Consider the following 24,650-nt stretch of genomic DNA (forward strand, 5'->3'; position numbering starts at 1 on the left):
TTTCACGCCGCCGAGGCCTGCTTGAACTGTGCCTCTTCGGTCGAACCCTTCAGCGCGGTGGTCGAAGACTGGCCCTGCTGGATCGCCTGGGTCACCTGGTCGAAGTAGCCGGTACCCACCTCGCGTTGGTGCTTGACCGCGGTGAAGCCGCGCTCGGCGGCAGCGAATTCCCTTTCCTGCAGTTCCACGAATGCGCTCATCTGGCGGCGCGCGTAGCCGTGTGCCAGGTCGAACATGCCGTAGTTCAGGCTGTGGAAACCGGCCAGGGTGATGAACTGGAACTTGTAGCCCATCGCACCCAGTTCCTTCTGGAAGTTCGCGATGGTGGCATCGTCCAGGTTCTTCTTCCAGTTGAAGCTGGGTGAGCAGTTGTAGGCCAGCATCTTGCCGGGGAACTTCGCATGGATCGCCTCGGCGAAGCGACGCGCGTCATCCAGGTTCGGCTTGCTGGTCTCGCACCAGATCAGGTCGGCGTATGGCGCGTAGGCGAGGCCGCGACTGATCGCCTGGTCCAGTCCCGGGCGCACGCGGAAGAAGCCCTCGACGGTGCGCTCGCCGGTGATGAACGGGCGGTCGTTGGGGTCGACGTCGGAGGTGAGCAGGTCGGCGGCGTCGGCATCGGTGCGTGCCACCAGCAGGGTCGGCACACCGGCGACGTCGGCGGCCAGGCGCGCGGCGTTCAATTTGTCGACCGCCTCGCGGGTCGGCACCAGCACCTTGCCGCCCATGTGGCCGCACTTCTTCACCGAGGCGAGCTGGTCCTCGAAGTGCACGCCGGCGGCGCCGGCCTCGATCATCGCCTTCATCAGCTCGAACGCGTTCAGCACGCCGCCGAAGCCCGCCTCGGCGTCGGCCACGATCGGCACCAGCCAGTCGCAGTCGTCCTTGCCCTCGGCGTGGTGCAACTGGTCGGCGCGCAGCAGCGTGTTGTTGATCCGCTTGACCACCAGCGGCACGGAGTTGGCCGGGTACAGCGACTGGTCGGGGTACATCTCGCCGGCCACGTTGGCGTCGGCGGCGACCTGCCAGCCGCTGAGGTAGATCGCCTGCAGGCCGGCCTTCACCTGCTGCATCGCCTGGTTGCCGGTGAGCGCGCCCAGCGCGTTGACGAAATCTTCCTGGTGCAGCGACTTCCACAACCGCTCGGCGCCGCGGCGGGCCAGCGAGTGTTCGACCGTCACGGTGCCGCGCAGGCGCGCCACGTCCTCGGCGGAGTAATTGCGCTGGACGCCAACCCAGCGCGGATTGTTGTTCCAGTCCAGCGAGATCTGTTCGGCGGTGGGCATTGTGGTCTTCATGGCATGGCTCCGTGGAAGGCGGTCAGGCGAGTTGCTCGTAAGCGGGCAGGGTGAGGAAGTCGCCAAGCGTGCTGGCGTGGGTCATCGCCGTGAGCAGGGCGGCCGCGGCATCGGCACGGGTGGCCCCGGGATGACGGCTGTCGCGCAGGCGATGGGTGTGTGCGGCCACGGCGTGGTCGAACAGGGCGAAGTCGATCGGCGCGTGGTCGGGGAATTCCAGGTGGTCCCCAGCCAACGTCCCGCCGGCCGGCGCGTCGGCGTGGTGCAGCCACTGCCACAGTTGCGCGCGGGCGATTTCGGCGGTTGCGGCGTCCTCCATCAGGTGATGGATCGGCACGCAGCCCAGGCCGTCCAGCCAGGCGGCGGTGTAGCGCAGGCAGACCTCGACGTTGTTGTCGAAGCCGGCGCGGGTGATCGTGCCGTTCGGCGCGGCGAGCAGCTGTTCGCGGCTCACCTGCACGTCCTGGCGCAGCGTGCCCAGCTGGTTCGGCGCCGGCATGTATTCATCGAAAATCTGCTGCGCCACCGGCACCAGAGCGGGATGCGCCACCCAGGTGCCGTCGTGGCCGGCGTTGACCTCGCGCAGCTTGTCGGCACGCACCTTGGCCAGCGCGGCCTCGTTCGCCGCGTCGTCGCCCTTGATCGGGATCTGCGCGGCCATGCCGCCCATCGCGAACGCGCCGCGGCGGTGGCAGGTCTGGATCAGCAGCTCGGAATACGCCTTCAGGAAGGGCGCGGTCATCTGCACCTGGCCGCGCTCCGGCAGCAGGCGGTCGCGATGGCCTCTCAGAGTTTTCAGATAGGAGAAGATGTAATCCCAGCGGCCGCAGTTGAGCCCGACCGCGCGGCGGCGCAGCGCGTGCAGGATCTCGTGCATCTGGAACGCCGCCGGCAAGGTCTCGATCAGCACGGTGGCCTTCATCGTGCCGGCCGGCAGCTGCAGCTCGTCCTCGGCGGCGACCATCACCGCGTCCCACAGTGCGGCTTCCTCCATCGCCTCGAGCTTGGGCAGGTAGAAGTACGGGCCGCGGTCGCGGCCGTGCAGCGCGCGGGCGTTGTGAAACACGAACAGCCCGAAATCGACCAGCGCGCCGGCCATCGCTTCGCCGGCCACGCTGAAGAACTTGTCGTGCAGGTGCCAGCCTCGGGGGCGCACCACCAGCACGGCCGGATTGTCTTTGACGCGGTAGCTCTTGCCCTCGGGCGACGTGAAGCCGATCGTGCCGTTCACCGCGTCGCGCAGGTTGAGCTGGCCATCGAGCTGGTTGGCGAAGGTCGGCGCCGAGGAATCCTCGAAGTCGGCCATGAACACCTTCGCGCCGGAGTTGAGCGCGTTGATGATCATCTTGCGCTCGACCGGGCCGGTGATCTCGACGCGGCGGTCCTGCAGCACGGCCGGGATCGGAGCCACCGTCCACTCGGATGCGCGGATCGCCGCCGTATCGGCACGAAAGTCCGGCAGGTCGCCGGCGTCATAACCGGCCTGGCGTTCGCGCCGGGCCTGCAGCAACTGCTGCCGGGTAGGCTCGAAGCGGCGGTGCAGCCGGGCCAGGAAGTCCAGTGCCGCGGGGGTCAGGATGCCAGCGTAACCGGCCGTGTCGGCGTGGATCTCGACGGTGCCGGGTGCAAGCCGTTCCTGTGGGACTGCCATGGGTTCGCTCCGTGTCGTGAATGACTCGAAGCTAGGACAGCAATCATGTATTTGACAAAGTGAATGTTTCAATCATAAATATTGATAAATTCAATCCATATTACAAATAACTGAAATACTTGGATGAAAAAGCACGCTGGTACGCCAAGCAAGTCAAAAAAAATACACCGCAGCGCAGCAAAAAAGCGTGCTGGCGGCGAACCCGCCGATGCCGGCCGCTTCTACTACAAGGGCAATCGCCACAAGCAGCTGCGCGCCTTCGTCAGCGTCGTGAAGCTGGGCACGCTGACCCGGGCCGCCGAGGCGCTGTTCCTGTCGCAACCCACGATCAGCCTGCAGTTGCAGGCGCTGGAGCGCGAACTGGGCGTGACCCTGCTGGAACGCCGCCGCCGGCGCATCAACCTCACCGACGCCGGCGAGGCGCTGTACGAGCTGGCGCGACCGCTGGTCGAAGGCTGGGACACGCTGGACCGCGACTTCCAGGCCCGGGTCAAGGGGCTGCAGGCCGGCCGGCTGACCATTGCCGCCGGCACCTCGACCATCCAGTACCTGCTGCCCGAGCTGGTGCGCCGCTATCGCGAGCGCTTTCCGGCGGTGCAACTGCAGCTGGCCAACGTCACCGGCAAGGATGGCCTGGCGATGTTGCGTGCGGACGAGGCCGACTTCGCGGTCGGCTCGATGCTGGACGTGCCCAACGACATCGCCTGGGCGCCGGTGCAGCACTACGACCCGATGCTGATCCTGCCGCCGGACCATCCGCTGGCGGCGAAGGAGAAGATCACGCTGGAGGACATCTCGCCGTACGGCCTGATCCTGCCGCCGCAGCGGCTGTCCACCTACCGCCTAGTCGACCTGGTCTTCCAGCAGCGCCAGATGCCGTACCACGTGGCGATCGAGGTGGGCGGCTGGGATGTGATCAAGGAATACGTGGCGATGGGCCTGGGCATCTCGATCGTCACCGGCATCTGCATCACCGAGGCCGATCACGCGCGGCTGGCGGTGCGCAACATGAAGCAATACTTCCCGCAGCGCAGTTACGGCGTGGTGATGCGCAAGGGCAAGTTTCTCAGCGCCGAGGCGCGCGCCTTCGTCGACCTGATCCGGCCCGGCCTGCTGACCCATCGCGACTACGACGAGCCGGGTCATTCGGGGCGGTGAGGATCATTGGGGGCGCTGCAGCGCCAGTTTCAGCCCGAACCCCAGCAGTACGCCGCCGCACACGCGGTCCATCCATACGCCGATCCGTGGTCGCCGCTGCAGCAGCCGATGGATGCGCGAGCCGAGCAGGGCCAGCACCAGCGACCAGCACAGGCCGGTGCCGATGAAGCTCAGGCCGAGTACCAGCAGCCCGAGTTGCGCCCGGGGCGCCTGCAGCGTGACGAATTGCGGCAGGAAGGCGAGGTAGAACAGCGCCACCTTGGGGTTCAGCACATTGGTGAGCAGGCCCTGGCGGAACGCGGCGGCGAAGCCGTGGCCGCGCGTGGTGGCAGGTGCATGCATCGCCTGCCTGCCGAGCAGCATGCGCAGGCCGATCCACACCAGGTAGGCGGCGCCGAGGTACTTCAGCGCGGTGAACGCGGTGGCCGAGGTCATCAGGATCGCCGACAGCCCCAATACCGCGGCCAGCGTGTGCACCACGCAGCCGGCGTTGATGCCCAGTGCGGCGCCGAGGCCGACGACGTGGCCTTCGCGGCCGCTGCGCGCGAGGATGTAGAACGTGTCCAGCCCCGGCGTGAGGTTCAGCGCGATGCAGGCCAGCAGGAAGGTGTCGTAGTGCTGGATGCCGAGCATGGAGGGATCCGGAAGGCGGAGGAGAGGCAGTCAGACGTTGCGATGCTTGCCACGGAACGGTGCGTAGAACGCACGCAGGCGTGCGAGATCCGCTTCCATGTCGGCGCTGGTGTCGAGCAGCGGACCGAGCTGGATGGTCTTGTCGGGGTAGTGGAACGCCACCGGGAAGATCGGCACGCCGGCCTCGCGGGCGATGCGCCAGAAGCCGCTCTTCCAACGCTTCACCGGCTTGCGCGTGCCCTCCGGCGCAATGCCCAGCCACAGCCGGTCGCGCTGGCGGAACTGGTCGATCGTCTGCTCGACCACGCCCTGCGCGCTGCCGCGATCGATCGCCATGCCGCCCAGCCGTCGCAGCAGGGCGCCCAGCGGCCAGAAGAACAGCTCCCGCTTGCCCATGAAATGCACGTCGGCGCCGACCGCCACCTTGATCAGCAGCCCCCATACGCCGTCCCACCAGGACGAGTGCGGCGCGGCGATAAGCACCAGTTTGGGCACGTCGGGGAACTCGCCGACCAGGCTCCAGCCGGCCATGCGTAGTGCCGCGCGGCAGGTGCGGCGTTGCCAGCCGTCACGCAGATGGGGCATCAGCGCCGGCAGCTGGGCGGGAGTGAACAGGCGTCCCTTCATTCGAAGTCCGGTTTGCGCGAACGCGTCTGCTTGATCCTGCCGCGTTGCTGCTTGCCGACCAGGCGGCGCTCCTTCGAGGCGCGGGTCGGCTTGGTGGCCACGCGTTTCTTCGGCGCCAGCAGCACGCCACGGATCAGCTCGACCAGCCGCTCGCGTACGTCGTCGCGATTGCGGCCCTGGTCGCGGAACCGGCGACCCTGGATCACCAGCACGCCCTCGGCGGTGAGCCGGCGGTCGCGCCGGGCGAGCAATCGGGTGCGGACTTCCTCCGGCAGCGACGGCGAGCCCGCCACGTCGAAGCGCAACTCCACCGCGCTCTCGGTGCGGTTCACATGCTGGCCGCCCGGACCATCGGCGCGCAGGAAGCGCTCGACCAGTTCGGATTCGGGCAGGGCAAGGGTGCGGCTGATGGTCAGCATGCGGGAAGTGTAGGGGAGAAGCGAGGAGTGAGTGGAGAGGGCGCGAGGAGGGAGTGGAGAGAAGTGAGGAGTGAGAGAAAAGCGCTGGTACGGCTTGCCCTGGCTCTCTCGTTTCTCACTTCTCTCCACTCACTTCTGCCCCAAGCCTCCAGCCGAAGCGATCAAGCAGCCCGGCGTACGCGGCGTCCAGCGGTGCCTCGATCTCCATCGCCGTGCCGCTCAGCGGATGCGCGAAGCGCAGCCGCCACGCGTGCAGCAGCATCCGGTGGCAGCCGAAGTGTTGCTTGTACAGCCGGTTGTGGTCGCCGCGGCCGTGCTGGCAATCGCCGATCACCGGGTGGTGGATGTGCGCCAGGTGCTTGCGGATCTGGCGGAAGCGGCCGCTTTCCGGCTCGGCCAGCAATAGCGAGTAGCGTTGCTGCGGGTAGCGGCCGAGCGCGATCGGCACCTCGATCGTGGCCAGCCGCCGGTAGTGTGTGCGCGCCTCGCGGCGCGGACCGGTTTCGCGCGAACCGGGCAGCGGATAATCGATCAGGCCCTCGGCCGGTTCCGGCCAGCCGCGCACCACGGCGAGGTATTGCTTGTGCACCAGGCGGCCCATGAACTGCTCGCCCAGCGCGGTGGCGACTTCCTTGCTGCGCGCCACCAGCAGCACGCCGCTGGTGGCGCGGTCGAGCCGGTGCGCCAGGTACACGCTGTCGCCGATCTGCTCGCGCAGCAGATCGATCAGGAACTCCTCCGCGTTGCCCACCATCTTCGAACGATGCACGGCAAGGTTCGCGGGCTTGTTCACCGCGATCAGGGCGTCGTCCTGGTGGAGGATGTCGAGCATTTCCATCCGTCGAGCGAGGTGTTGATGCGGTTACGGGGCGACGTAGGGCGGGCACTGCCCGCCGGCTCTTGACGGGCGGCGGCCAGTGCCCGCCCTACGTCCGATGGATTTCGTGCCGATCAGCGCGAGCGCGGCCAGCCGGTCGCGAACGCGAGCAGGCCGGCGATTCCGGCGCCGAGCGGGAGCCAGATGCCATGTTGCGGCGCCAGTGTCCACAAGAGGATCGAGCCGATCAGGAAGGTGCTGCCGAGCATGCTGCAGGCGAGCAGCTTGTGCTGGCGGTGGGCGCTGTCCAGGCTCAGCTTGAGCGCCAGCGGGTCGCTTGTCGCGCGCTGCTCGCCGCGCGCGATCTGGCGCAACGCGTCGCGTACCAGCTCGGGGAGTTGCGGCGCTTCGTGCAGCCACTCGGGCAACCGCCTGCGTACTTCGCGCAGGGTGCGCCGCGGGCTGTAGCGTTCGCGCAGGATGCGTTTCAGCACGGGATGCGCCACCGCCCAGATGTCGATCTCCGGATCGAGCATGCGGCCGACGCCCTCGATGTTGAGCAGGGTCTTCTGCAGCAGGATCAGCTGCGGCTGCAGCGTCAGCTGGAAGCGACGCGCAGTCTGGAACAGCTTCACCACCAGCTCTGCCAGCGAGATCTGCGCCAGCGGGCGGGTGAAGTACGGCTCGCACACCGTGCGTACCGCCGCTTCCAGTTCGTCCAGTCGCACGTCGGCGGGCATCCAGCCGGCGTCCACGTGCAGCTTGGCGATGCGCGCATAGTCGCGCTCGAACAGCGCGATGAAGTTCTGTGCCAGCCAGTACTGGTCGGCCTCGGGCAGCGAGCCCATGATGCCGAAGTCCAGCGCGATGAAGCGCGGTTCGCCGGTGCGCGTGGGGTCGACCCAGATGTTGCCGGGGTGGGCGTCGGCGTGGAAGAAGTTGTCGCGGAACACCTGCTCGTAGAACACCCGCACGCCCTTGGCGGCGAGCGCCTTGCGGTCCAGCCCGGCGGCGTCGATCGCGGCGATGTCGTCGCTGCTGATGCCGTGCACGCGCTCCAGCGTGAGCACGCGCGCACTGGTCAGTTCCCAGTGCACCGCCGGCACGTACAGGTCGGTGCCGCTGTCGAAGTTGCGCTTGAGCAGGCTGGCGCTGGCGCCTTCGCGCTGCAGGTCCAGTTCGTTCTCCAGCATTTTCTCGACTTCGGCCACCACGTCGAGCGGGCGGATCTTGTCGGCGTTCGGGTGCCAGCGCCGGGCCAGCTCGCCCAGCGAGCGCAGCAGCTTCACGTCGCGGGCGATCTGCGCGTCGATGCCGGGGCGCAGCACCTTCACCACCACCTCGCGGCCGTCGTGCAGGGTAGCCGCGTGCACTTGCGCGATCGAGGCGGAGGCCAGTGGCGTTTCGTCGAATTGGGCGTATAGACGGTCAATCGTTGATTTCAGTTCCTGCTCGACGATGGTGCGCGCCGCGCTTCCGGGGAACGGCGCGACCTGATCCTGCAGCAGGGCCAGTTCGTCGGCGACGTCCACCGGCACCAGGTCACGGCGGGTGGACAGTACCTGGCCGGCCTTGACGAAGATCGGACCCAGCTCGGTCAACGCGTGGCGCAGGCGCGCGCCGCGCGGCATGCCGCGGATGTCGGTACGTGGTCGCGCCACCAGGGGGCGCAGCAGCTTCAGTGGGCGATACAGGTGGGCGGCGTCGACCAGTTCGTCGAGCCGGTACGCCAGCAGCACCGAGGCGACCCGCAGCAGGCGCGGCACCACCTTCAGCGGCGTCACGCGGCGTTGCCCTGCAGGCGCTGCAACAGCCGCTGCACGCGTGATTCGAGCCGTTCGCTGCGTTCGCGCAAGGTGTCCACGCCGTCGAGGAAACCCTCGACCTCGCCCGGCGCCATTGCCACACGCGCCTCGTCGCGCAGCCAGTCGGCGGTGTCCTCGGTGAGGTGGCCGGCGGTCTCGCGGGCGTGGGCTAGGCCCTTGCGCACGGCCTTCGCCAGCGGTACGCCGAGCACGTCGCCGAAGGTGCGCGCGAACGCTTCCTCGAAATCCGGGGCGAACTTGCCGGCCAGTTTCTCCAGCCGGCGTGCCAGTTCGGCGTCGCCGGCGATCTCCACCTTGCCCGGCGCGATGCCGTCGTCGTCGCGGCGGAACATCATCGCCAGCAGGCTGCCCGGCGTGGCGGCCACCTTCAGCTGGCTGTCGTCCTGCGGCGGACCCACTCGCAAGCGCGTGTCGTCGACGGTTACTGCCAGTGCGAGTTCCGGTCCGCGCAGATGCAGCTGCACGCTGCGGCCGTTCAGTGCGACCAGCCGCTGCTGCGTGTCCGGGTCCAGCGACAAGGTGTGGTTCAGCGCGGTTTCCAGCGCGCGGCCGGCGAGCTTGCGCAGCGGCTGCGGCAACCAGGAGTTGGGAGTGGCGGCGTTCATCCGGCGATTGTAGCCCGCCGGCAAGGCGCTAGGCCTTCACCGCGCCGGGGAAGCCGAGCTGGCGCCACGCTTCGTAGACGGCCACGGCGACCGTGTTCGACAGGTTCAGGCTGCGGCTGTCCGGGCACATCGGCAGGCGCAGGCGTTGTCCGGCGGGAATGGTTTCCAGCACCTCGCTCGGCAGGCCGGCGGTCTCACAGCCGAACAGCAGTGCGTCGCCGTCGGCGAAGCAGGCGTCGACGTGGGCGACCTGGCCGCGGGTGGTGAAGGCGAACACCCGCGGCGTGCCGATTGCGTCGAGACAGGGCGCCAGATCGTCGTGCACCGCGACGCTGGCGTACTCGTGGTAGTCCAGCCCGGCGCGCCGCAGCCGGGCATCGTCGAGCGCGAAACCGAGCGGGCGGATGAGGTGCAGCGCCGCGCCGGTGTTCGCGCACAGGCGAATCACGTTGCCGGTGTTCGGCGGGATCTCGGGACGGAACAGGATGACGTGGAGCATCCCGCCATTATCGCGTGTCCGTGCCGGTCGGCGTCGAGCGCTCAGCTGCCAATCCGGGGGCAGACCACACCGTCCGGCGGCAACGCGCAGCTGCTCGGTGCGGCCAGCAGGATCGCGGCGACGCTGCCCTTGGCGGCAAGCTGCACCGATGCCGGCGTGGTCGTCACCATCGCGGCGAGGATCAGGCTGCAGACCGCCAGGCAAGCGATGAACAGGCCGTGCAACATCATGGTCTCGAATTTCATGGTCATGTCTCCGTATGAAGGGGAAGGTTCCTGTACTTTGTCTACGAGCAATCCCCGTGCCATGCAGAGACATGTGGTCAAGTTATTGATTTCTAAAATTTAAATAAGCGGATCAGGCGACCGCGACATTGTCCGCGGACAGCCGTCCGCCCGCGGCCGGACAGCCGGACAGGCCGGTCGCGACCGTGCCACAAGTCATTTGCGATGCCTGTGGGGCGTCGCTAGCCTGCGGAGACTTATCCGTGAAACAGGAGGTTCACCGTGACGAAGAAACCGCTTGCCCTGCTCATTGCCGGCCTGCTGACCCTGGCCGGCGGCATGCCATTGGCGCTGGCCGCACCCGACACCGCCATGGCGGCGGCGACGACGACACAGCAGCAGATCCCCGAACTCGCCTGGACCCGCTTCACCCTGCCGAACGGGCTGACCGTGGTGGTGCACGAGGATCACAAGGCGCCGGTGGTGGCGGTGAGCGTGTGGTATCACGTCGGTTCGTCGTACGAGCCGAAGGGCAAGACCGGTTTCGCGCACCTGTTCGAGCACCTGATGTTCCAGGGCTCGGAAAACCACAAGGACGAATTCTTCAAGCCGTTCGAGCTGGCCGGCGCCACCGACCAGAACGGCACCACCTGGCTCGACCGCACCAATTACTTCGAGACGGTGCCGACCAGCGCGCTGGACATGGCGCTGTGGATGGAATCGGACCGCATGGGCCACCTGCTCGGCGCGATCGGCCAGCCGCAGCTCGATGAGCAGCGCGGCGTGGTGCAGAACGAGAAGCGCCAGGGCGAGAACCAGCCGTACGGCCGTGCCAGCGAGCTGATCCAGGCCGAGGCGTTCCCGGCCAACCACCCATACCACCACGACACCATCGGCTCGATGGACGACTTGAACGCCGCCTCGCTGGGCGACGTCAAGCAATGGTTCCGCGATTACTACGGCGCCGCCAACACGGTGGTGGTGCTGTCCGGCGACATCACGCCGGCGTTGGCGAAGGAAAAGATGCTGAAGTACTTCGGCGACATCGCCGCCGGGCCGCAGGTGCCGCGGCCGCAGCCGTGGGTGGCGCCGCGCGACCGCTCGACCCGCGGCACGATGACCGACAACGTGGCGCAGGTGCGCATCTATCGCGAGTGGAACGTGCCCGGCCGCGGCAGCCGCGACGAGAACCTGCTGGAACTGGCCGCCGCCGTGCTGGGCGGCAGCAAGACCTCGCGGCTGTACCAGCGGCTGGTCTACCAGGACAAGCTCGCCGACAGCGTCTCGGTCGACGTCGAGCAGCACGTGCTGGCCAGCCTGTTCAACCTGCAGGTGGACGTGAAGAAGGGCGCCGACCCGGCCAAGGTCGAGGCGGCGATCGCCGACGAGTGGCGGAAATTCCTGAAGGACGGCCCCAGTGCCGACGAGCTGGCGCGGGTCAAGACGGAAACCCGTGCCTCGTTCGTGCGCGGGCTGGAAAAGGTCAATACGCAGGCTTCGATCCTGGCCGAGAGCCAGTTGTACCGCAACGATCCGGGCGCCTACCTGAAGGACTTCAAGGAATTCATGGCGGCCACCCCGGCGCAGGTCAGCGCGGTGGCGAACCGGTGGATCGCCAGGGGCGACTACACGCTGACCGTGGTGCCGGGCAAGGTCGAGGACACCGACATGGCCACCGTGGCCGGCCGGCCCGCGGCCGGCGGCGCGCCGGCGCCGATGCTGTCGGCGAAGGGCAACTACCGCACGGTGAAGAGCGATGTGGACCGCAGCAAGGGCGTGCCCGCAGTCGGCACGTTCCCCGACCTCAGCTTCCCCGCCCTGCAGCGCGGCAAGCTGGACAACGGCGTCGAAGTGATCCTGGCCGAGCGCCATGCGGTGCCGGCGGTGCAGCTGCAGCTGCTGTTCGACGCCGGCTACGCGGCCGACCAGGGCCGCAAGCTGGGGACTTCCAGCTTCACCATGGCGATGCTCGACGAGGGCAGCAAGGAACTCGACTCGGTCGAGATCGCCAAGCGCAAGCAGCGCCTCGGCGCCATCATCGCCAGCGGTTGCGGGCTGGACTACTGCAATGCCTCGTTGAACGCGCTGGACGACCAGCTGAAGCCGTCGCTCGACCTGTTCGCCGACATCGTGCGCAACCCGGCGTTCCGCGAGGCCGACATCGGCCGCCTGCGCGGCCAGTGGCTGGCGCGCATCGCCCAGGAGAAGAGCCAGCCGACCGGCATCGCGTTGCGCACCCTGCCGCCGCTGCTGTACGGCAAGGGCCACGCCTATGCGATTCCGTTCACCGGCACCGGCACCGAGGCCTCGATCAAGTCGCTGAGCGCCGCCGACATGCGCGCGTTCATGGGCGATTTCATCCGCCCGGACAACATGCAGATCCTGGTCGCCGGCGACACCACGCTGGACAAGGTCATCCCGCAGTTGAATGCCGCGTTCGGCAACTGGAAAGCGCCAGCCAGCAAGGTGCCGGCGAAGAACATCGGCAAGGTCGCGCCGCCATCGCAGGTGCGCGTGTACCTGGTCGACCGCCCCGGCGCGCAGCAGAGCCTGATCCTCGCCGGCAGCCTGGCGCCATCGACCGAAGCGCCGAACAATCTGGAGATCCAGACCATGAACGGCGCCTTCGGCGGCACCTTCACCTCGCGCCTCAACATGAACCTGCGCGAGGACAAGCACTGGGCCTACGGCGCCTTCAGCTTCCTGCAGAACGCGCAGGGCCAGCGCCCGTTCATGCTGTACGCGCCGGTGCAGACCGACAAGACCGCACCGTCGGTGGCCGAGATGCTGAAGGAGGCGAAGGGCGTGATCGGCGGGCAGCCGCTGACCGCGCAGGAGATCGGCAAGATCAAGGTCGGCGACGTGCGCAGCATGCCGGGCAGCTACCAGACCACCTCGGCGGTGATGGGCGCGCTGCAGGGCATCGCGCTGTACCACCGGCCGGATGATTACGTGCAGACCCTGAAGTCGCGCATCGAGGCGCAGACCGATGCCTCGGTGGAAGCGGCGGCGAAGGAGATCATCCACCCGGACCAGCTCACCTGGGTGATCGTCGGTGACCTCAAGAAGATCGAGGCGCCGATCCGCGCGCTGAAGCTTGGCGAAGTGCAGGTGCTCGACGCCGACGGCAAGCCGGTGCAGTGAGCCCGTGCGTGGTGCCGGCATGCGCCGGCACCACGCGTTGTGGATCGGTTGGGGGACGCGCCGCCGTCCCCGCGCTAGGATGGAGGCCGTGCCGGCAATGCCCGGCCTCTTTCATGTCCAAGCCATCGTCGCGGAGCCACCCATGCGCAAGACCCTGCTGTTGCTCGTCCCCATCCTCCTGCTTGGTGCCTGCAGCTGGGGCATCACCCTGGACGACGCCGCCAAGAACGTGCGCACGGCGTGGAGCGGCGACGTCTCCTCCTGTCGCGAACTGGGCAAGGTCACCGTGTCGGTGATGGACCGCGTCGGCCCGGTCGACCGCAACGACATCAAGGTGCGTGACGAACTGGAAGTGCTGGCCCGAAACGAAGCCGCCAAGATGCACGCCGATACGATCAAGCCGCTGGCCGAACCGGCCGACGGCTCGCAGCCATGGGGCGCCTACCAGTGCGGTGCACACCAGCCTGCGCCGACCGGTGCGCCGCGGGCGCCGGCCGGTTCCGGCTCGGCTCCTGGCCAGTTGCAGACCTTCCCCGTGCACGGCGGCTGAAGCCCGCCTGGTCCGGTCATCGAAAGGCGCCCTGCGGGGCGCCTTTTTCGTGCGCGCAGACCGGGTACTTGCACCGTGCAAAGGGTCGGCATAAACTTCACAAACAAATAGTACATATATGTATAATATACGTAACACCTAATGATCGATGCCGTGAACAGCTTTGCCCCCACCGAGCAGCGCCTCGCGGTCACCTGCCGCCGGCACCCGGCGTTTCCGCGCGAGCCGGCGGTGCTGGTGCGGCTGGTCAAGCATCTCTACAAGCGCCTGCATGACGACGCCAATGCGCTGCTGAAGCCGTGGGGCATCAACCACCCGGAATACAACCTGCTGATGATGCTGTACGGCACCGAGGGGTATACGCTGAGCCCGTCGCAGCTGGCGGCGGCGGCGGGGGAGAAATCCGCCAACATCACGCGGCTGACCGACGGGTTGTGCGACAAGGGCCTGATCGAGCGCACCGCCAGCGACGAGGACCGCCGCCGGATCGCGCTCACGTTGACCGGGGCGGGGGTGGCGATGATCAAGGGCTTCCTGCCCGACGTCTGCACCTTGCTGGAGCGTCAGACCTCCGGCCTGCAGCCGCGCGAGGCCGCGCAGCTGGAAAAGCTGCTGAAGAAATTCCTGGATCACCTCGAGCAGGCCTGAAGTCGTGACCGCCGACGTCATCGAATCCGGACCGCAACCCCCGCTCCGGCAGTGGCTGACCGACGCCCTCGCCAGCGAAGGCGGTGCGTGGCTGTTCGTGTTCAAGGCCGCGCTGGCGCTGTATGCGGCGACCTGGCTGGCGATGTGGCTGCAGCTGGAGAAACCGTCCACCACGATGATCACCGTCGTGCTGCTGATGCACCCGCAGAGCGGCATGGTGCTGGCGAAGAGCTTCTACCGGGCGATCGGCACGCTGGCCGGCAGCATGTTCGGCGTGCTGCTGATGGCGCTGTTCCCGCAGCAGCGCGAGTTGTTCCTGCTGTCGATGTCGCTGTGGGTGGCGCTGTGCGCCGGCGGCGCCACGCTGTACCGCAACTTCATGTCCTACGGCTTCGTGCTGGCCGGCTACACCGCTGCGATCGTCACCCTGCCGGCGATCGGCAATCCGCTGAACGTGTTCGACTCGGCGGTGATGCGGGTGAGCGAGGTGTTGCTGGGCGTGGTCGTGGCCGGCGCGGTGAGCGACCTGGTGCTGCCCACCCGCCTGCGCGAGACGTTGCGGCGCGAAGCGCGCGATCAGATCGGGCACTTCCTCGACTTCGCCCGCAACAGTACCGGCGGCGCGATCGCCCGTGGCGAGATGGAGCAGACCTACCTGCGTTTCGTGCGGGGCGCGGTGCAGCTGGAAAACCTGCGCGCCGCGGTGATCTTCGAGGATCCGGAGGCGCGTGCGCGCAGCAGTCGCATCCGGCTGCTCAACCAGCGCTACATGTCGGCCACCACCACCTTCCAGTCGGTGCACCACCTGATCAACCGGCTGCAGCGCAGCGGCCGCGCCGAGGCCGCCGATGCGCTGATTGCGCTGTACCGGCCGATCGGCGAGGCGTTGTCGCCGGAGCCGGCGCAGCGGCACGACCCGGCCGTGCTGGCGCCGCGGCTGCGGGCCTGCGAACAGACGCTGCCGGCACTGGCGCAGCACCTGCGCGATACGCTGCCGGGGGAGCCGGCGCGGCTGGACTTCGACACCGGCGCGATCCTGCTGCAGCGCCTCGCCGACGAATTGCACGGCTTCACGCTGGTGGTGAGCTCGCTGCGCGCCGAGCGCCTGCGCGGCAACGTGGAACGGGTGCAGTTCCGCCGCGGCAACGACTACGCCGGTGCCGCCCTTGCGGTGCTGCGCACCTTCCTCACGATGATCGCACTGGGCGCGTTCTGGCTGGCCAGCGGCTGGCCGCACGGGGCCAGTGCGATGCTGATCGCGACGATCTTCGCCGGCCTGCTGGCGATGGCACCGAATCCGGTGTCGGCGGCGTTCCGCACCCTGTTCGCGCAAGGTCTGGGCATGGCCGTGGCGTTCGTCGTCACGTTCGGGCTGCTGCCGAGCTGCGACGGCTACACGATGTTCATCGCGGCCACGCTGCCGTTCCTGATTCCCGGCTTCTATGTGCAGTCGAAGCCCGCGCTTTCCACCATGGGCGTGGGCTACGGCATCGGCTTCGTCTCCAGCATGCTGCTGACCAACCGGATGAGCTACGACCCGGCGTTCTTCATCAACGAGGCGATGGCGCAGCTGGCCGGGTTCGCGCTCTGCGCGGTGGCCTTCATGGCCATTCCGGCGATCGCCGGCACCGGCTGGCAGCGCGCGCGCCAGCTGCGCCAGTTGCGCCGGCAGGTGGTGCAGGCAGCCAGCGCGCCGCTGGCGGGGCTGGCGTACCGCTTCGAGAGCATCAACCGCGACCTGTTCCTGCAGGTGGTGACGTATACCCGGCCGGAGAGCCGCGAATCGCGCGACCTGCTGGCCTGGGCGTTGACCGTGCACGAGTGCGGCCGCGCCCTGATCGAGCTGCGCCAGGACATGGCCGGCAGCCAGTTGCCCGCTCCGGTGGAGCGGCACGCGCAGCAGGCGGTGCAGGCCGTGGCCTGGCTGTTCGAGGCGCCGGACCCCGTGCGCTGGCAGCAGGCGGAGCAGGCAGTCGTTGAGGCGATCACGGGAATCCGGCGCGGCCAGTCGGGCGCGCAGGCCGGCAGCCGCCGCGTGCTGCTGCACCTGCACCAGCTGCGCAGCGTGCTGCGCGACGACGAATCGGCGCTGGCGCCGTACATGCCGGTGGCGGAGGAGCCTGCCCATGCCTAGTGAAGTATCGATCGGCGGCGCCATGATGCCCGGCCTGGTGGTGATCTTCTTCGGTTGCCTGCTGCTGATGTGGCTGCTCGACGAGGTCATCGGGCGGCTTGGCCTGTACCGCTACGTGCTGCATCCATCGCTGGTGCGGCTGGCGCTGTTCGTCTGCCTGTTCGGCGCCGCCGGACTGTTGCTGATCCACTGAGTCCATCCCATGAACAACAAACCCCTGCTGCTGCGCCTGGCCGTCACCAGCATCATCGTCATCGTGGCGGTCCTGCTCGGCCATGCCCTGTGGAAGCACTACCTGTATTCGCCGTGGACCCGCGACGGCCGCGTGCGTGCCGAGGTGGTGCGGATCGCGCCGGACGTCTCCGGCCTGGTCACCCGCGTGGCGGTGAGCGACAACCAGTTCGTGCGCCGGGGCGACCTGCTGTTCGCCATCGATCCCGCGCGGTTCCGCTATGCGGTCGACCAGGCGCAGGCGAACCTGGATGCCGCCGAGGCCAGCGCCCGCGCCGCCGGCGCCAACATCAACGCGGCGCTGGCCAGCGCCGCGGCGCGCAAGGCCGAATACGACATGCGTGCGGAAGAGGCTGCGCGCCGCCAGCGCCTGGGCGACATCGTCACCAGGGAAGAGCGCACCAATGCCACCGCCACCGCGAATTCCGCCCGCGCTACCTGGGCCCAGGCGCAGGCCGGCGGCAGCCAGGCATCGGCGGTGCGCCAACAGGCGCAGGCCGCGGTGGAGCAGGCGCAGGTCGCGCTGGACCAGGCCACGCTCAATCTCGAGCGCACCGAGGTGCGCGCGCCGGTGGACGGTTACGTCACCAACCTCGACATCCGCGTCGGCGACTACGCCAGTACCGGCAGCCCGCGGCTGGCCTTGATCGACAGCCACGGCTATTACATCTACGGCTACTTCGAGGAAACCAAGCTGCCGCAGCTGCGCGTGGGCGACCCGGTCGACATCCGCCTGATGGCTGGCGGCGTGCACCTGAAAGGCACCATCACCGGGATCGCCCGCGGCATCACGGATCGCGACAACCCGACCGGCAGCGACCTGCTGGCCGACGTCAACCCCACCTTCAACTGGGTGCGGCTGGCGCAGCGGGTGCCCGTGCGCATCGCGATCGACACCAGCAGGCTCTCGCCCGACACGCTGATCGCCGCCGGCATGACCGCCACCATCGAGGTGCGGCCGCGCGCAGGCGGGAAATAGCCGGCGGTAGGCGCGTCCGCCGCGGTTTGCGATGATGGGCGCTGTTGCTTACCGGTGTCGCCATGAACAAGCTGATCGCCGCCCCCGGCCGACTCGCGCGCATGCTGCCGTTCCGGCGCAAGTCGCACGCGGCGCCGGTCGCGCTGCCGTCCTTTGCCGTCTCCGCCGGGGACATCGCCGTGCTGCCCGATCCGGCCGTGTTCCGGCGCGAGCTGCTGCAGCGCATCGCACAGGCCACCCGGCGCATCGTGATCGTGGCGCTGTACCTGCAGGACGACGACGGTGGCCGCGAGGTGCTCGACGCGCTGTACGCGGCGAAGGCGCGCCAGCCGGCGCTGCAGGTATCGGTGTTCGTCGACTGGCATCGTGCGCAGCGCGGCCTGATCGGCAAGCAGAAGAGCGCGGGCAACGCCGGCATGTACCGCGAATACGCCGCGCGGCTGGGCCCCGGCGTGGAAATCCACGGCGTGCCGGTGCAGAACCGCGAGCTGTTCGGCGTGCTGCACCTGAAGGGTTTCGTGATCGACGATGCGGTGCTGTACAGCGGCGCCAGCCTCAACGACGTCTACCTGGCGCGACACGGGCGCTACCGGCTCGACCGCTACCACCTGCTGCTGCATCGCGGCCTGGCCGATGCCATGGCGGGTTTCGTGCAGCAGTACTTCGCCGAAAGCGCGGCGGTGTGCCGGCTGGACGCGGCCACGGTTCCGTCCACCAGGGCGCTGCAGCCGGCGATCCGCGAATTCCGCCAGGCCCTGCAGCATGCCGCCTACCAGGTGCCGCACGAGCTGCCGGGAGCCGGCGAGCTGGCGGTGACGCCGCTGCTCGGTTTCGGCCGTGGCGACAACGCGCTCAACGAGGCGCTGCTGGCGCTGCTGGGCGGCACGCGCCGGCGGCTGATCCTGCTGACGCCGTACTTCAACCTGCCGCGGCCGGTGCGGGTGGTGCTGGGCCAGCTGCTGCGCCGCGGCTGCACCATCGACATCATGGTCGGCGACAAGGTCGCCAACGATTTCTACATTCCGCCGGGACAGCCGTTCAAGACGATCGGCCTGTTGCCGTACCTGTACGAGAACAACCTGCGCCGCTTCGCGCGGGCGCATCGCCGGCAGATCGACAGTGGCCAGCTCAACCTGCACCTGTGGCGCGACGGCGACAACAGCTACCACCTGAAAGGCCTGTTCATCGACGACGACGTGGCCGTGCTGACCGGCAACAACCTCAACCCGCGCGCCTGGTCGCTGGACCTGGAAAACGGCCTGGTGCTGCGCGACCCCGCGCATCTGCTGCAGGCGAAACACGAGGCGGAGTGGGCGGCCCTGCGCCGCCACGCCACGCGGGTGGCCGATTACCACGCGCTGGAAAGTCCGCGGCGCTACCCGGCCGAAGTGCGCCGGCTGCTGCGGCGATTGAACCGCACCCGGCTGGACCGGCTGGTCAATCGCCTGCTGTGAGCCTCACGACGCGGCGAGCCGGTTGAGTTTCGTAGGGCGGGCACCGCCCGCCGGCTTTTCGATATGCCGCGGCGAGAGCGGCGGGCCGTGCCCGCCCTACGACGCGGCGAGCCGGTTGAGCCGCATGCCCAGCCAGTTCGCCACGTTCGGCCATTCGTCGGCGAGGACGCTGAAGCAGACCGTGTTGCGCAGGCTGCCGTCGGTGCGCCGCTTGTGTGCGCGCAGCACGCCTTCGCGCTGCGCGCCGAGGCGTTCGATCGCGCGCTGCGAATCCTCGTTGTTCTCGTCGGTGTGGAAGGCCACGGCCACGCAATCCAGCGACTCGAACGCATGCTCCAGCAGCAGGCGCTTGCACGCGGTGTTGAGGTGGGTCTTCTGCCAGCGCCTGGCGTACCAGGTGTAGCCGATGGCCAGGCGCGGCAGCGTGGCGTCGATCTCGTAGTAGCGGGTGCTGCCGACGATCTCGCCGCTGCCGGCCTCGCGCACGGCGAACGGCAGCATGTGCCCCTCGGCGTGGCCCTGCAGCGCCTTCTCGACGTAGCCGCGCGCCTGCCCCGGCGGCGGCACGCTGGTGACCGCGAGGTTCCACAGCTCGCCGTCGGCGGCGGCGGCTTCCAGCGCCGGCACATGGTCGAGGCTCAGGGGTTCCAGCACGACGTACTCGTCGTGCAGACGGATCGGGGCGAACGGGTTCATGGGGAGTCCGGTGCGGTGTTCAGGCGTCGAGGTCGGGGATCAACTTGCTCTCGAGCCGGGCGATGTTGTCCTTCAGCAGCAGCTTGCGCTTCTTCAGCCGGGTCAGCTGCAGTTCGTCGCGGCCGATCGCCGAGGCAAGCTGCTCGATCGCCGCGTCGAGGTCCCGGTGCTCCATCCGCAATTCGGCCAGGAGATGGACGATCTCGGCGTGATCCTGAACCTGCATGGCATCGGCGGCTGCTGGGGCGGTTCCCTTAGTCTAACGCCGTTCGCCGGCCGGTGGCGGGGCGCCCGGCCGGCTACAATGGGCGTTCCCCTCGTCCTGCCAGCCGCCATGTCCACCCAACCCGGGATGCCCCGTCCGCCTGTCGCCGCTGTCGAAGCCGGCAAGCTGGCCGCGCGCCTGCGCCAGCAGGTGGGCCGGGCGATCGGCGACTTCGGGATGATCGAGGACGGCGACAAGGTGATGGTGTGCCTGTCCGGCGGCAAGGATTCGTACACCCTGCTGGACCTGCTGCTGCAACTGCAGGCGAAGGCGCCGGTGCGCTTCCAGCTGATCGCGGTGAACCTCGACCAGAAGCAGCCGGATTTCCCCGCGCACGTCTTGCCGGATTATCTGACTGCGCGCGGCGTGCCGTTCCACATCATCGAGCAGGACACCTACAGCACGGTGACGCGGGTGATCCCGGCGGGCAAGACCATGTGCAGCCTGTGCTCGCGGCTGCGGCGCGGCGCGCTGTACACCTGGGCGGCGGACAACGCCATCACGAAGATCGCGCTGGGCCACCACCGCGATGACATCCTCGCCACGTTCTTCCTCAACCTGTTCTACCAGGCGCAGCTGAAGGCGATGCCGCCCAAGCTGCGCTCGGACGATGGCCGCCACGTGGTGATCCGCCCGCTGGCGTACTGCCGCGAAAACGACATCGCCGAATACGGGGCGCAGCGGCAGTTTCCGATCATCCCGTGCAACCTGTGCGGCTCGCAGGACAACCTGCAGCGCAAGGCGGTGCAGCGCATGCTGGCCGAATGGGACGAGCAGCAGCCCGGGCGCAGCGAGAACATCTTCCGCGCGCTGGGCCATGTGTCGCCCTCGCAACTGGCCGACCGCGGGCTGTTCGATTTCAGCTTCGGCGCATCGCTCGCCGCGGCACCGACCCGAACCCTCCACCCATCCACCACCTGAGCCGAGTAACTGCCGTGTCCTTCTTTGCATCCGTTGAAATGGCCCCGGGCGATCCGATCCTGGGCCTCACCGAAACCTACCTGGCCGATCCGCGCGCCGGCAAGATCAACCTGGGCGTGGGCATCTACGTCGACGAGCAGGGCCGCATCCCGCTGCTGCCGTCGGTGCGCGAAGTGGAGCAGGCGCTGGCGGCCGCGGCGCGGCCGCGCGGCTACCTGCCGATCGACGGCATGCCGGCGTACAACCGGGCGACCCAGCAGCTGGTGTTCGGCGCCGACTCGCCGCTGCTGGCGGCCGGCCGCGTCGCTACCGTGCAGACCGTGGGCGGCAGCGGCGCGCTGCGGGTGGCAGCGGACGTGCTGAAGCAGGTGGCCGGCGCGGGCGCGAAGATAGCCATCAGCAACCCGAGCTGGGGCAACCACCACGCGGTGTTCCGCACTGCCGGCTTCGCACTGCTGGAGTACCGCTACTACGACCCGGCCAGCCATGGCCTGGACTTCGCCGGCATGCTGGAGGACCTGGGCCGGCTCGAGCCCGGCACCGTGGTGCTGCTGCACGCGTGCTGCCACAACCCGACCGGCGTCGACCTGGACGCGGCGCAGTGGCAGCAGCTGATCGACCTGCTGAAGGAGCGCCGGCTGCTGCCGTTCGTCGACATGGCCTACCAGGGCTTCGCCCAGGGCGCCGACGCCGATGCCGCCGGCGTGCGCCTGCTGGCGTCGTCGGGGATCGAGGCGTTCGTGGTGGCCAATTCGTACTCGAAGTCGTTCTCGCTGTACGGCGAACGCGTCGGTGCGCTGTCGATGGTCGGCGCCGACCGCGACGAGGCGGCGCGGCTGCTGTCGAAGATCAAGCAGACCATCCGCGCGAACTACTCCAGCCCGTCCACGCACGGCGCCGCACTGGTCGCCGGCGTGCTGGGCAGTACGGAACTGCATGCGCGCTGGGCGCAGGAGCTGGGCGGCATGCGCGAGCGCATCCATGCGATGCGCGCCGGCTTCGTCGAACGGCTGGCGGCGCACGGCGCGCCGGATTTCGGCTTCATCAACCGCCAGGCCGGCATGTTTTCCTACTCCGGCCTGAGCAAGGCGCAGGTGCACCGGCTGCGCGATGAGCATGCGATCTACGCGCTGGACAGCGGGCGCATCTGCGTGGCCGCGCTGAACCGGGCCAACCTCGACACCGTGGCCGCGGCGGTCGCTGCCGTCTCCCGCTGACATTCCTGATCGTCATCCCGGCGCAAGCCGGTTCGCGAAGGCAGGATGCCGAAGCGAACGCCGCAGGCGGCCCGATGGGCTGGCCGCAGGAAGCGGCCAGTAATCCAGCGGCGCCCACGGGAGCCTCCACTTCTCTTGAAACACTGATCCGGATACCGAATGTTCTTTCGCAACCTCACGCTGTTCCGTTTTTCCCCCGCCGTCGCCGATGACCTGGGCCGCCTCGATGAAGCGCTGACCGAGCACCGGCTGCGCCCGTGCGGGCCGCTGGAGATGTTCACCAAGGGTTTCGTGCCCCCGGTCGGGCGTGGCGAGGGCGAGCCGCTCACGCATGCGGTGAAGCACTGCACCCTGCTGACCGTGGGCGGCGAGGACAAGCTGCTGCCGGCCGCGGTGGTCAACGACGAGCTGCATCGCAAGGTGCAGAAGATCGCCGAGGAGGAGGGTCGCAAGGTGGGCGGCCGCGAGCGCAAGCGGATCAAGGAAGACCTGCTGACCGAGCTGCTGCCGCGCGCCTTCGTGCGCAATTCGCGGATGTCCCTCTACGTCGACCGCAAGCACGGCTGGCTGGTGCTGGACACCTCCAGCCGCAAGTCGGCCGAGAACGCGCTGACCCAGGTCCGCGAGGCGCTGGGCAGCTTCCCTGCGGTGCCGCTGGCGCCGGAGGAAGGCCCGCGCGTGCTGATGACGGACTGGCTGGCCAACGGCAACCTGCCGGCCGGCCTCGCCCTGGGCGACGAATGCGAACTGCGCGACCCGGCCACCGCCACCGGCGCGATCGCCCGCTGCCGCCGGCAGGACCTGGACGCCGAGGAGGTCAAGGAACACCTGCGCAACGGCAAGCAGGTGTTCATGCTCGGTCTCACCTTCGATGAGCGCATCAGCTTCGTGCTGGGCGAGGACCTGATCGTGCGCAAGCTGAAGTTCCTCGACGTGGTGATGGACGAGCTGGGCGACAGCCAGTCCGACCCCCATGCCGAGCTGGACGCCGGTTTCGCCCTGCTGACGCTGGAACTGGAGCGGCTGCTGGGCAAGCTGGAGGAATGGTTCGGGCTGCCGCGTCCGGCCGACGGCTGAACGAAAAAATTCATACCGCCCGGCCCACGGGCGCGCCATACTGGGCGTCCGGCCGCCTCCGGGCGGCCCGGATTCCCCATCTCTGATCTGAACAGGCCCAGGCAAGAGCAGGCAGGATCATGGCGCAGCATCTGGAAGGCGATTGGCTGGAACTGGCGACCGTGGGCGGCAGCATCATCCGGGTGCTGAAGACCGCCCATCCGCGCGCCCGCCGGCTGCGTCTCACGGTGACGCCGCAGGGCGCTCGGGTGACCTATCCGCTCGGCACCCACCCGGCCCAGGTCAGCGCGTTCCTGCGCAGCCACGCCGACTGGCTGGAGCAGAAGCTCGACGAGCTGAACCTGATCGTGGAGCCGCTGCCGCCGCTGCGCGTGGGCTATGCATGCAGCTTCCCGCTGCGCGGCGAATTGGCGGAGCTGGACTGGGCCGAAGGCGCCTATCCGAAGATCGAGCCGCATGCGACCGGGCTGACCCTGGTGATCCCGCGCCCGCATACCCGCGCGCTGCCGATCGCCCGCGGCCTGCTCGCCTCGCACCTGGAAACGCTGATCCGCCGCGACGTTTCGCGCTGGCTGGCCGGGTACGTGCCGCAACTGGGGCTGGCGCCGACCTCACTGCGGATCCGTCCGATGAAGAGCCTGTGGGGCAGCCTGGACACCCGCGACCGCATCAACCTCGATCTCGCCCTGGCGCTGGCACCGCCGTCGGCGCTGCGCTACGTGCTGGCGCACGAGTTGTGCCATCTCAAGGTACGCAATCATTCGCCGCGGTTCTGGGCGCAGGTCGAAAACCTGTTTCCGGACTGGCGCGAGCAGCGCGACTGGCTGCGCCAGCACGGCGCGATCCTGAAGGCGGAGCTCGACCGGCTGGTCGCCGACGTGGCGGATTGATGCCGCGAGCGAGCCGGTTCAGCGGTTCCTGGGCTGGCGCACGTAGCGCGTGCCCAGCAGCACGTCCCACAGCGGCGTGGTGACGCCGAAGTTGCTGTCCGGGTGATAGTGGTGCACATGGTGGGCGCCGGCCCAGCGGCGCAGCAGCGGCTGCTTGAAGCGCACGTGGTGGATGATGAAGTGGCCCAGGCCGTAGACGATGTAGCCGAAGGTGATCGCGCTCGCCAGCAGCAGGGCGAAGCCGGTCGGCAGCAGCAGCACGAACACGCCGGCCAGCACCAGCAGCACCGCCGGCGGCAGGAAGAACGGCAGCGAGTCGTAGCCCAGCGGCCGCGCGTGGTGCAGGTCATGGCCCTGCGCGAACAACGGGACCCGCGTGTGGAACAGCCAGCGGTGGAAGAAGTACTCGATGAAGCTGAAGGCGAACAGGCCCAGGCCGATCGCCAGCAGCGCGGTCGGCGGGCCACCCGTATGCCTTTGCCAGCCCAGCACCAGCAACAGCAGGCACAGCACGCTGTCCACGCCGAGCTCGGCCCAATAGTTGGCGCGGGTGGCGGACATTCGTACCACCGCATCCACGAAGATGCGCCAGGGATTCCGTTTCATCACTTGCTGCACCGTCCTGCCTTCATGCGCGTGGATACGCCATGACCGCGGCGTCACGGCGGTATTCTCCCATGGTGTCAC

At 68.5% G+C, this 24,650-nt stretch carries 25 protein-coding genes; 12 read left to right on the forward strand and 13 right to left on the reverse strand.

Features of this window, described 5'->3' with window-relative positions:
- Window positions 1-2: 2 nt before the first annotated feature.
- Both aceA and aceB read right to left on the reverse strand, forming a co-directional pair.
- On the reverse strand, window positions 3-1,298 hold the full coding sequence (gene aceA, locus DEO45_RS10155) for an isocitrate lyase (protein WP_114343137.1): 1,296 nt from the start codon (window positions 1,296-1,298) through the stop codon (window positions 3-5).
- Window positions 1,299-1,320: 22 nt separating this feature from the next.
- On the reverse strand, window positions 1,321-2,949 hold the full coding sequence (gene aceB / locus DEO45_RS10160) for a malate synthase A (protein WP_114343139.1): 1,629 nt from the start codon (window positions 2,947-2,949) through the stop codon (window positions 1,321-1,323).
- Window positions 2,950-3,072: 123 nt separating this feature from the next.
- Between aceB and DEO45_RS10165 the strand changes: the two genes are divergently transcribed.
- Window positions 3,073-4,107 (forward strand): LysR family transcriptional regulator, encoded by a 1,035-nt coding sequence (locus DEO45_RS10165; RefSeq protein ID WP_114343142.1) that lies wholly within the window; start codon window positions 3,073-3,075, stop codon window positions 4,105-4,107.
- A gap of 3 nt (window positions 4,108-4,110) precedes the next feature.
- On the opposite strand, the gene DEO45_RS10170 is transcribed toward DEO45_RS10165, so the two are convergent.
- The 8 genes from DEO45_RS10170 to DEO45_RS10205 form a co-directional block, all read right to left on the reverse strand.
- Entirely contained in the window at window positions 4,111-4,740 is a 630-nt protein-coding gene (locus DEO45_RS10170; RefSeq protein WP_114343144.1) for a LysE family translocator, read from the reverse strand.
- Between the two features lie 30 nt (window positions 4,741-4,770).
- Window positions 4,771-5,367 carry a lysophospholipid acyltransferase family protein gene (locus DEO45_RS10175; protein ID WP_114343147.1) on the reverse strand — a complete coding sequence of 199 codons (597 nt, stop codon included), beginning with the start codon at window positions 5,365-5,367 and terminating at the stop codon, window positions 4,771-4,773.
- On the reverse strand, window positions 5,364-5,786 hold the full coding sequence (arfB, locus tag DEO45_RS10180) for an alternative ribosome rescue aminoacyl-tRNA hydrolase ArfB (RefSeq protein ID WP_114343149.1): 423 nt from the start codon (window positions 5,784-5,786) through the stop codon (window positions 5,364-5,366). The genes DEO45_RS10175 and arfB overlap by 4 nt, the downstream gene beginning before the upstream one ends.
- Window positions 5,787-5,901: 115 nt before the next feature.
- Window positions 5,902-6,618, reverse strand: coding sequence for a pseudouridine synthase (locus tag DEO45_RS10185; protein ID WP_114343815.1), 717 nt, complete (start codon window positions 6,616-6,618; stop codon window positions 5,902-5,904).
- A 119-nt stretch (window positions 6,619-6,737) separates the two neighbouring features.
- Entirely contained in the window at window positions 6,738-8,387 is a 1,650-nt protein-coding gene (gene ubiB, locus DEO45_RS10190) for a ubiquinone biosynthesis regulatory protein kinase UbiB (RefSeq protein ID WP_114343151.1), read from the reverse strand.
- Entirely contained in the window at window positions 8,384-9,034 is a 651-nt protein-coding gene (locus tag DEO45_RS10195; RefSeq protein WP_114343154.1) for a ubiquinone biosynthesis accessory factor UbiJ, read from the reverse strand. Before DEO45_RS10195 ends, ubiB begins: the two co-directional genes overlap by 4 nt.
- Before the next feature lie 28 nt (window positions 9,035-9,062).
- Window positions 9,063-9,533, reverse strand: coding sequence for a tRNA (uridine(34)/cytosine(34)/5-carboxymethylaminomethyluridine(34)-2'-O)-methyltransferase TrmL (gene trmL / locus DEO45_RS10200; protein ID WP_114343156.1), 471 nt, complete (start codon window positions 9,531-9,533; stop codon window positions 9,063-9,065).
- A gap of 41 nt (window positions 9,534-9,574) precedes the next feature.
- On the reverse strand, window positions 9,575-9,778 hold the full coding sequence (locus tag DEO45_RS10205) for a hypothetical protein (RefSeq protein WP_114343817.1): 204 nt from the start codon (window positions 9,776-9,778) through the stop codon (window positions 9,575-9,577).
- Between the two features lie 261 nt (window positions 9,779-10,039).
- Between DEO45_RS10205 and DEO45_RS10210 the strand changes: the two genes are divergently transcribed.
- The 7 genes from DEO45_RS10210 (at window position 10,040) to pssA (ending at window position 18,897) form a co-directional block, all read left to right on the forward strand.
- Complete coding sequence (locus tag DEO45_RS10210) at window positions 10,040-12,901, forward strand: M16 family metallopeptidase (protein ID WP_114343158.1); 2,862 nt, start codon at window positions 10,040-10,042, stop codon at window positions 12,899-12,901.
- A gap of 142 nt (window positions 12,902-13,043) precedes the next feature.
- Window positions 13,044-13,451: a DUF4156 domain-containing protein gene (locus DEO45_RS10215; RefSeq protein WP_114343160.1), complete on the forward strand. Its 408-nt coding sequence runs from the start codon at window positions 13,044-13,046 to the stop codon at window positions 13,449-13,451.
- 153 nt (window positions 13,452-13,604) lie between these two features.
- The gene (locus DEO45_RS10220; RefSeq protein WP_114343819.1) at window positions 13,605-14,099 is read left to right on the forward strand and encodes a MarR family transcriptional regulator; all 495 of its coding nucleotides are present in this window, start codon (window positions 13,605-13,607) and stop codon (window positions 14,097-14,099) included.
- A 4-nt stretch (window positions 14,100-14,103) separates the two neighbouring features.
- Window positions 14,104-16,233, forward strand: a complete 2,130-nt coding sequence (locus tag DEO45_RS10225; RefSeq protein WP_223250847.1) for an FUSC family protein — start codon at window positions 14,104-14,106, stop codon at window positions 16,231-16,233.
- Window positions 16,226-16,426 (forward strand): DUF1656 domain-containing protein, encoded by a 201-nt coding sequence (locus DEO45_RS10230; protein ID WP_189339724.1) that lies wholly within the window; start codon window positions 16,226-16,228, stop codon window positions 16,424-16,426. Before DEO45_RS10225 ends, DEO45_RS10230 begins: the two co-directional genes overlap by 8 nt.
- A 9-nt stretch (window positions 16,427-16,435) precedes the next feature.
- Window positions 16,436-17,443 (forward strand): biotin/lipoyl-binding protein, encoded by a 1,008-nt coding sequence (locus tag DEO45_RS10235; protein WP_114343162.1) that lies wholly within the window; start codon window positions 16,436-16,438, stop codon window positions 17,441-17,443.
- Window positions 17,444-17,505: 62 nt separating this feature from the next.
- Window positions 17,506-18,897: a CDP-diacylglycerol--serine O-phosphatidyltransferase gene (pssA, locus tag DEO45_RS10240; protein WP_114343165.1), complete on the forward strand. Its 1,392-nt coding sequence runs from the start codon at window positions 17,506-17,508 to the stop codon at window positions 18,895-18,897.
- 96 nt (window positions 18,898-18,993) lie between these two features.
- Here pssA and DEO45_RS10245 read toward each other — a convergent pair whose 3' ends face one another.
- Both DEO45_RS10245 and DEO45_RS10250 read right to left on the reverse strand, forming a co-directional pair.
- Window positions 18,994-19,593 carry a GNAT family N-acetyltransferase gene (locus tag DEO45_RS10245; protein WP_114343167.1) on the reverse strand — a complete coding sequence of 200 codons (600 nt, stop codon included), beginning with the start codon at window positions 19,591-19,593 and terminating at the stop codon, window positions 18,994-18,996.
- Window positions 19,594-19,612: 19 nt separating this feature from the next.
- Window positions 19,613-19,819: a YdcH family protein gene (locus DEO45_RS10250; protein ID WP_027484175.1), complete on the reverse strand. Its 207-nt coding sequence runs from the start codon at window positions 19,817-19,819 to the stop codon at window positions 19,613-19,615.
- Between the two features lie 108 nt (window positions 19,820-19,927).
- On the opposite strand from DEO45_RS10250, the gene ttcA reads away from it, so the two are divergent.
- From ttcA to DEO45_RS10270, 4 genes are all read left to right on the forward strand, one after another.
- Entirely contained in the window at window positions 19,928-20,779 is an 852-nt protein-coding gene (ttcA, locus tag DEO45_RS10255; RefSeq protein ID WP_114343169.1) for a tRNA 2-thiocytidine(32) synthetase TtcA, read from the forward strand.
- 14 nt (window positions 20,780-20,793) lie between these two features.
- Complete coding sequence (locus tag DEO45_RS10260) at window positions 20,794-21,996, forward strand: aromatic amino acid transaminase (RefSeq protein ID WP_114343188.1); 1,203 nt, start codon at window positions 20,794-20,796, stop codon at window positions 21,994-21,996.
- A gap of 159 nt (window positions 21,997-22,155) precedes the next feature.
- Window positions 22,156-23,073 (forward strand): recombination-associated protein RdgC, encoded by a 918-nt coding sequence (locus tag DEO45_RS10265; protein WP_114343190.1) that lies wholly within the window; start codon window positions 22,156-22,158, stop codon window positions 23,071-23,073.
- A gap of 119 nt (window positions 23,074-23,192) precedes the next feature.
- Window positions 23,193-23,963 (forward strand): M48 family metallopeptidase, encoded by a 771-nt coding sequence (locus DEO45_RS10270; RefSeq protein ID WP_114343192.1) that lies wholly within the window; start codon window positions 23,193-23,195, stop codon window positions 23,961-23,963.
- Between the two features lie 18 nt (window positions 23,964-23,981).
- Here the strand turns inward: DEO45_RS10270 and DEO45_RS10275 are convergent, their stop codons facing one another.
- Entirely contained in the window at window positions 23,982-24,569 is a 588-nt protein-coding gene (locus tag DEO45_RS10275) for a sterol desaturase family protein (protein WP_114343195.1), read from the reverse strand.
- Window positions 24,570-24,650: the final 81 nt, after the last annotated feature.

This window comes from Rhodanobacter denitrificans (genome assembly GCF_003335105.1).
GTDB lineage: Bacteria > Pseudomonadota > Gammaproteobacteria > Xanthomonadales > Rhodanobacteraceae > Rhodanobacter > Rhodanobacter denitrificans_A.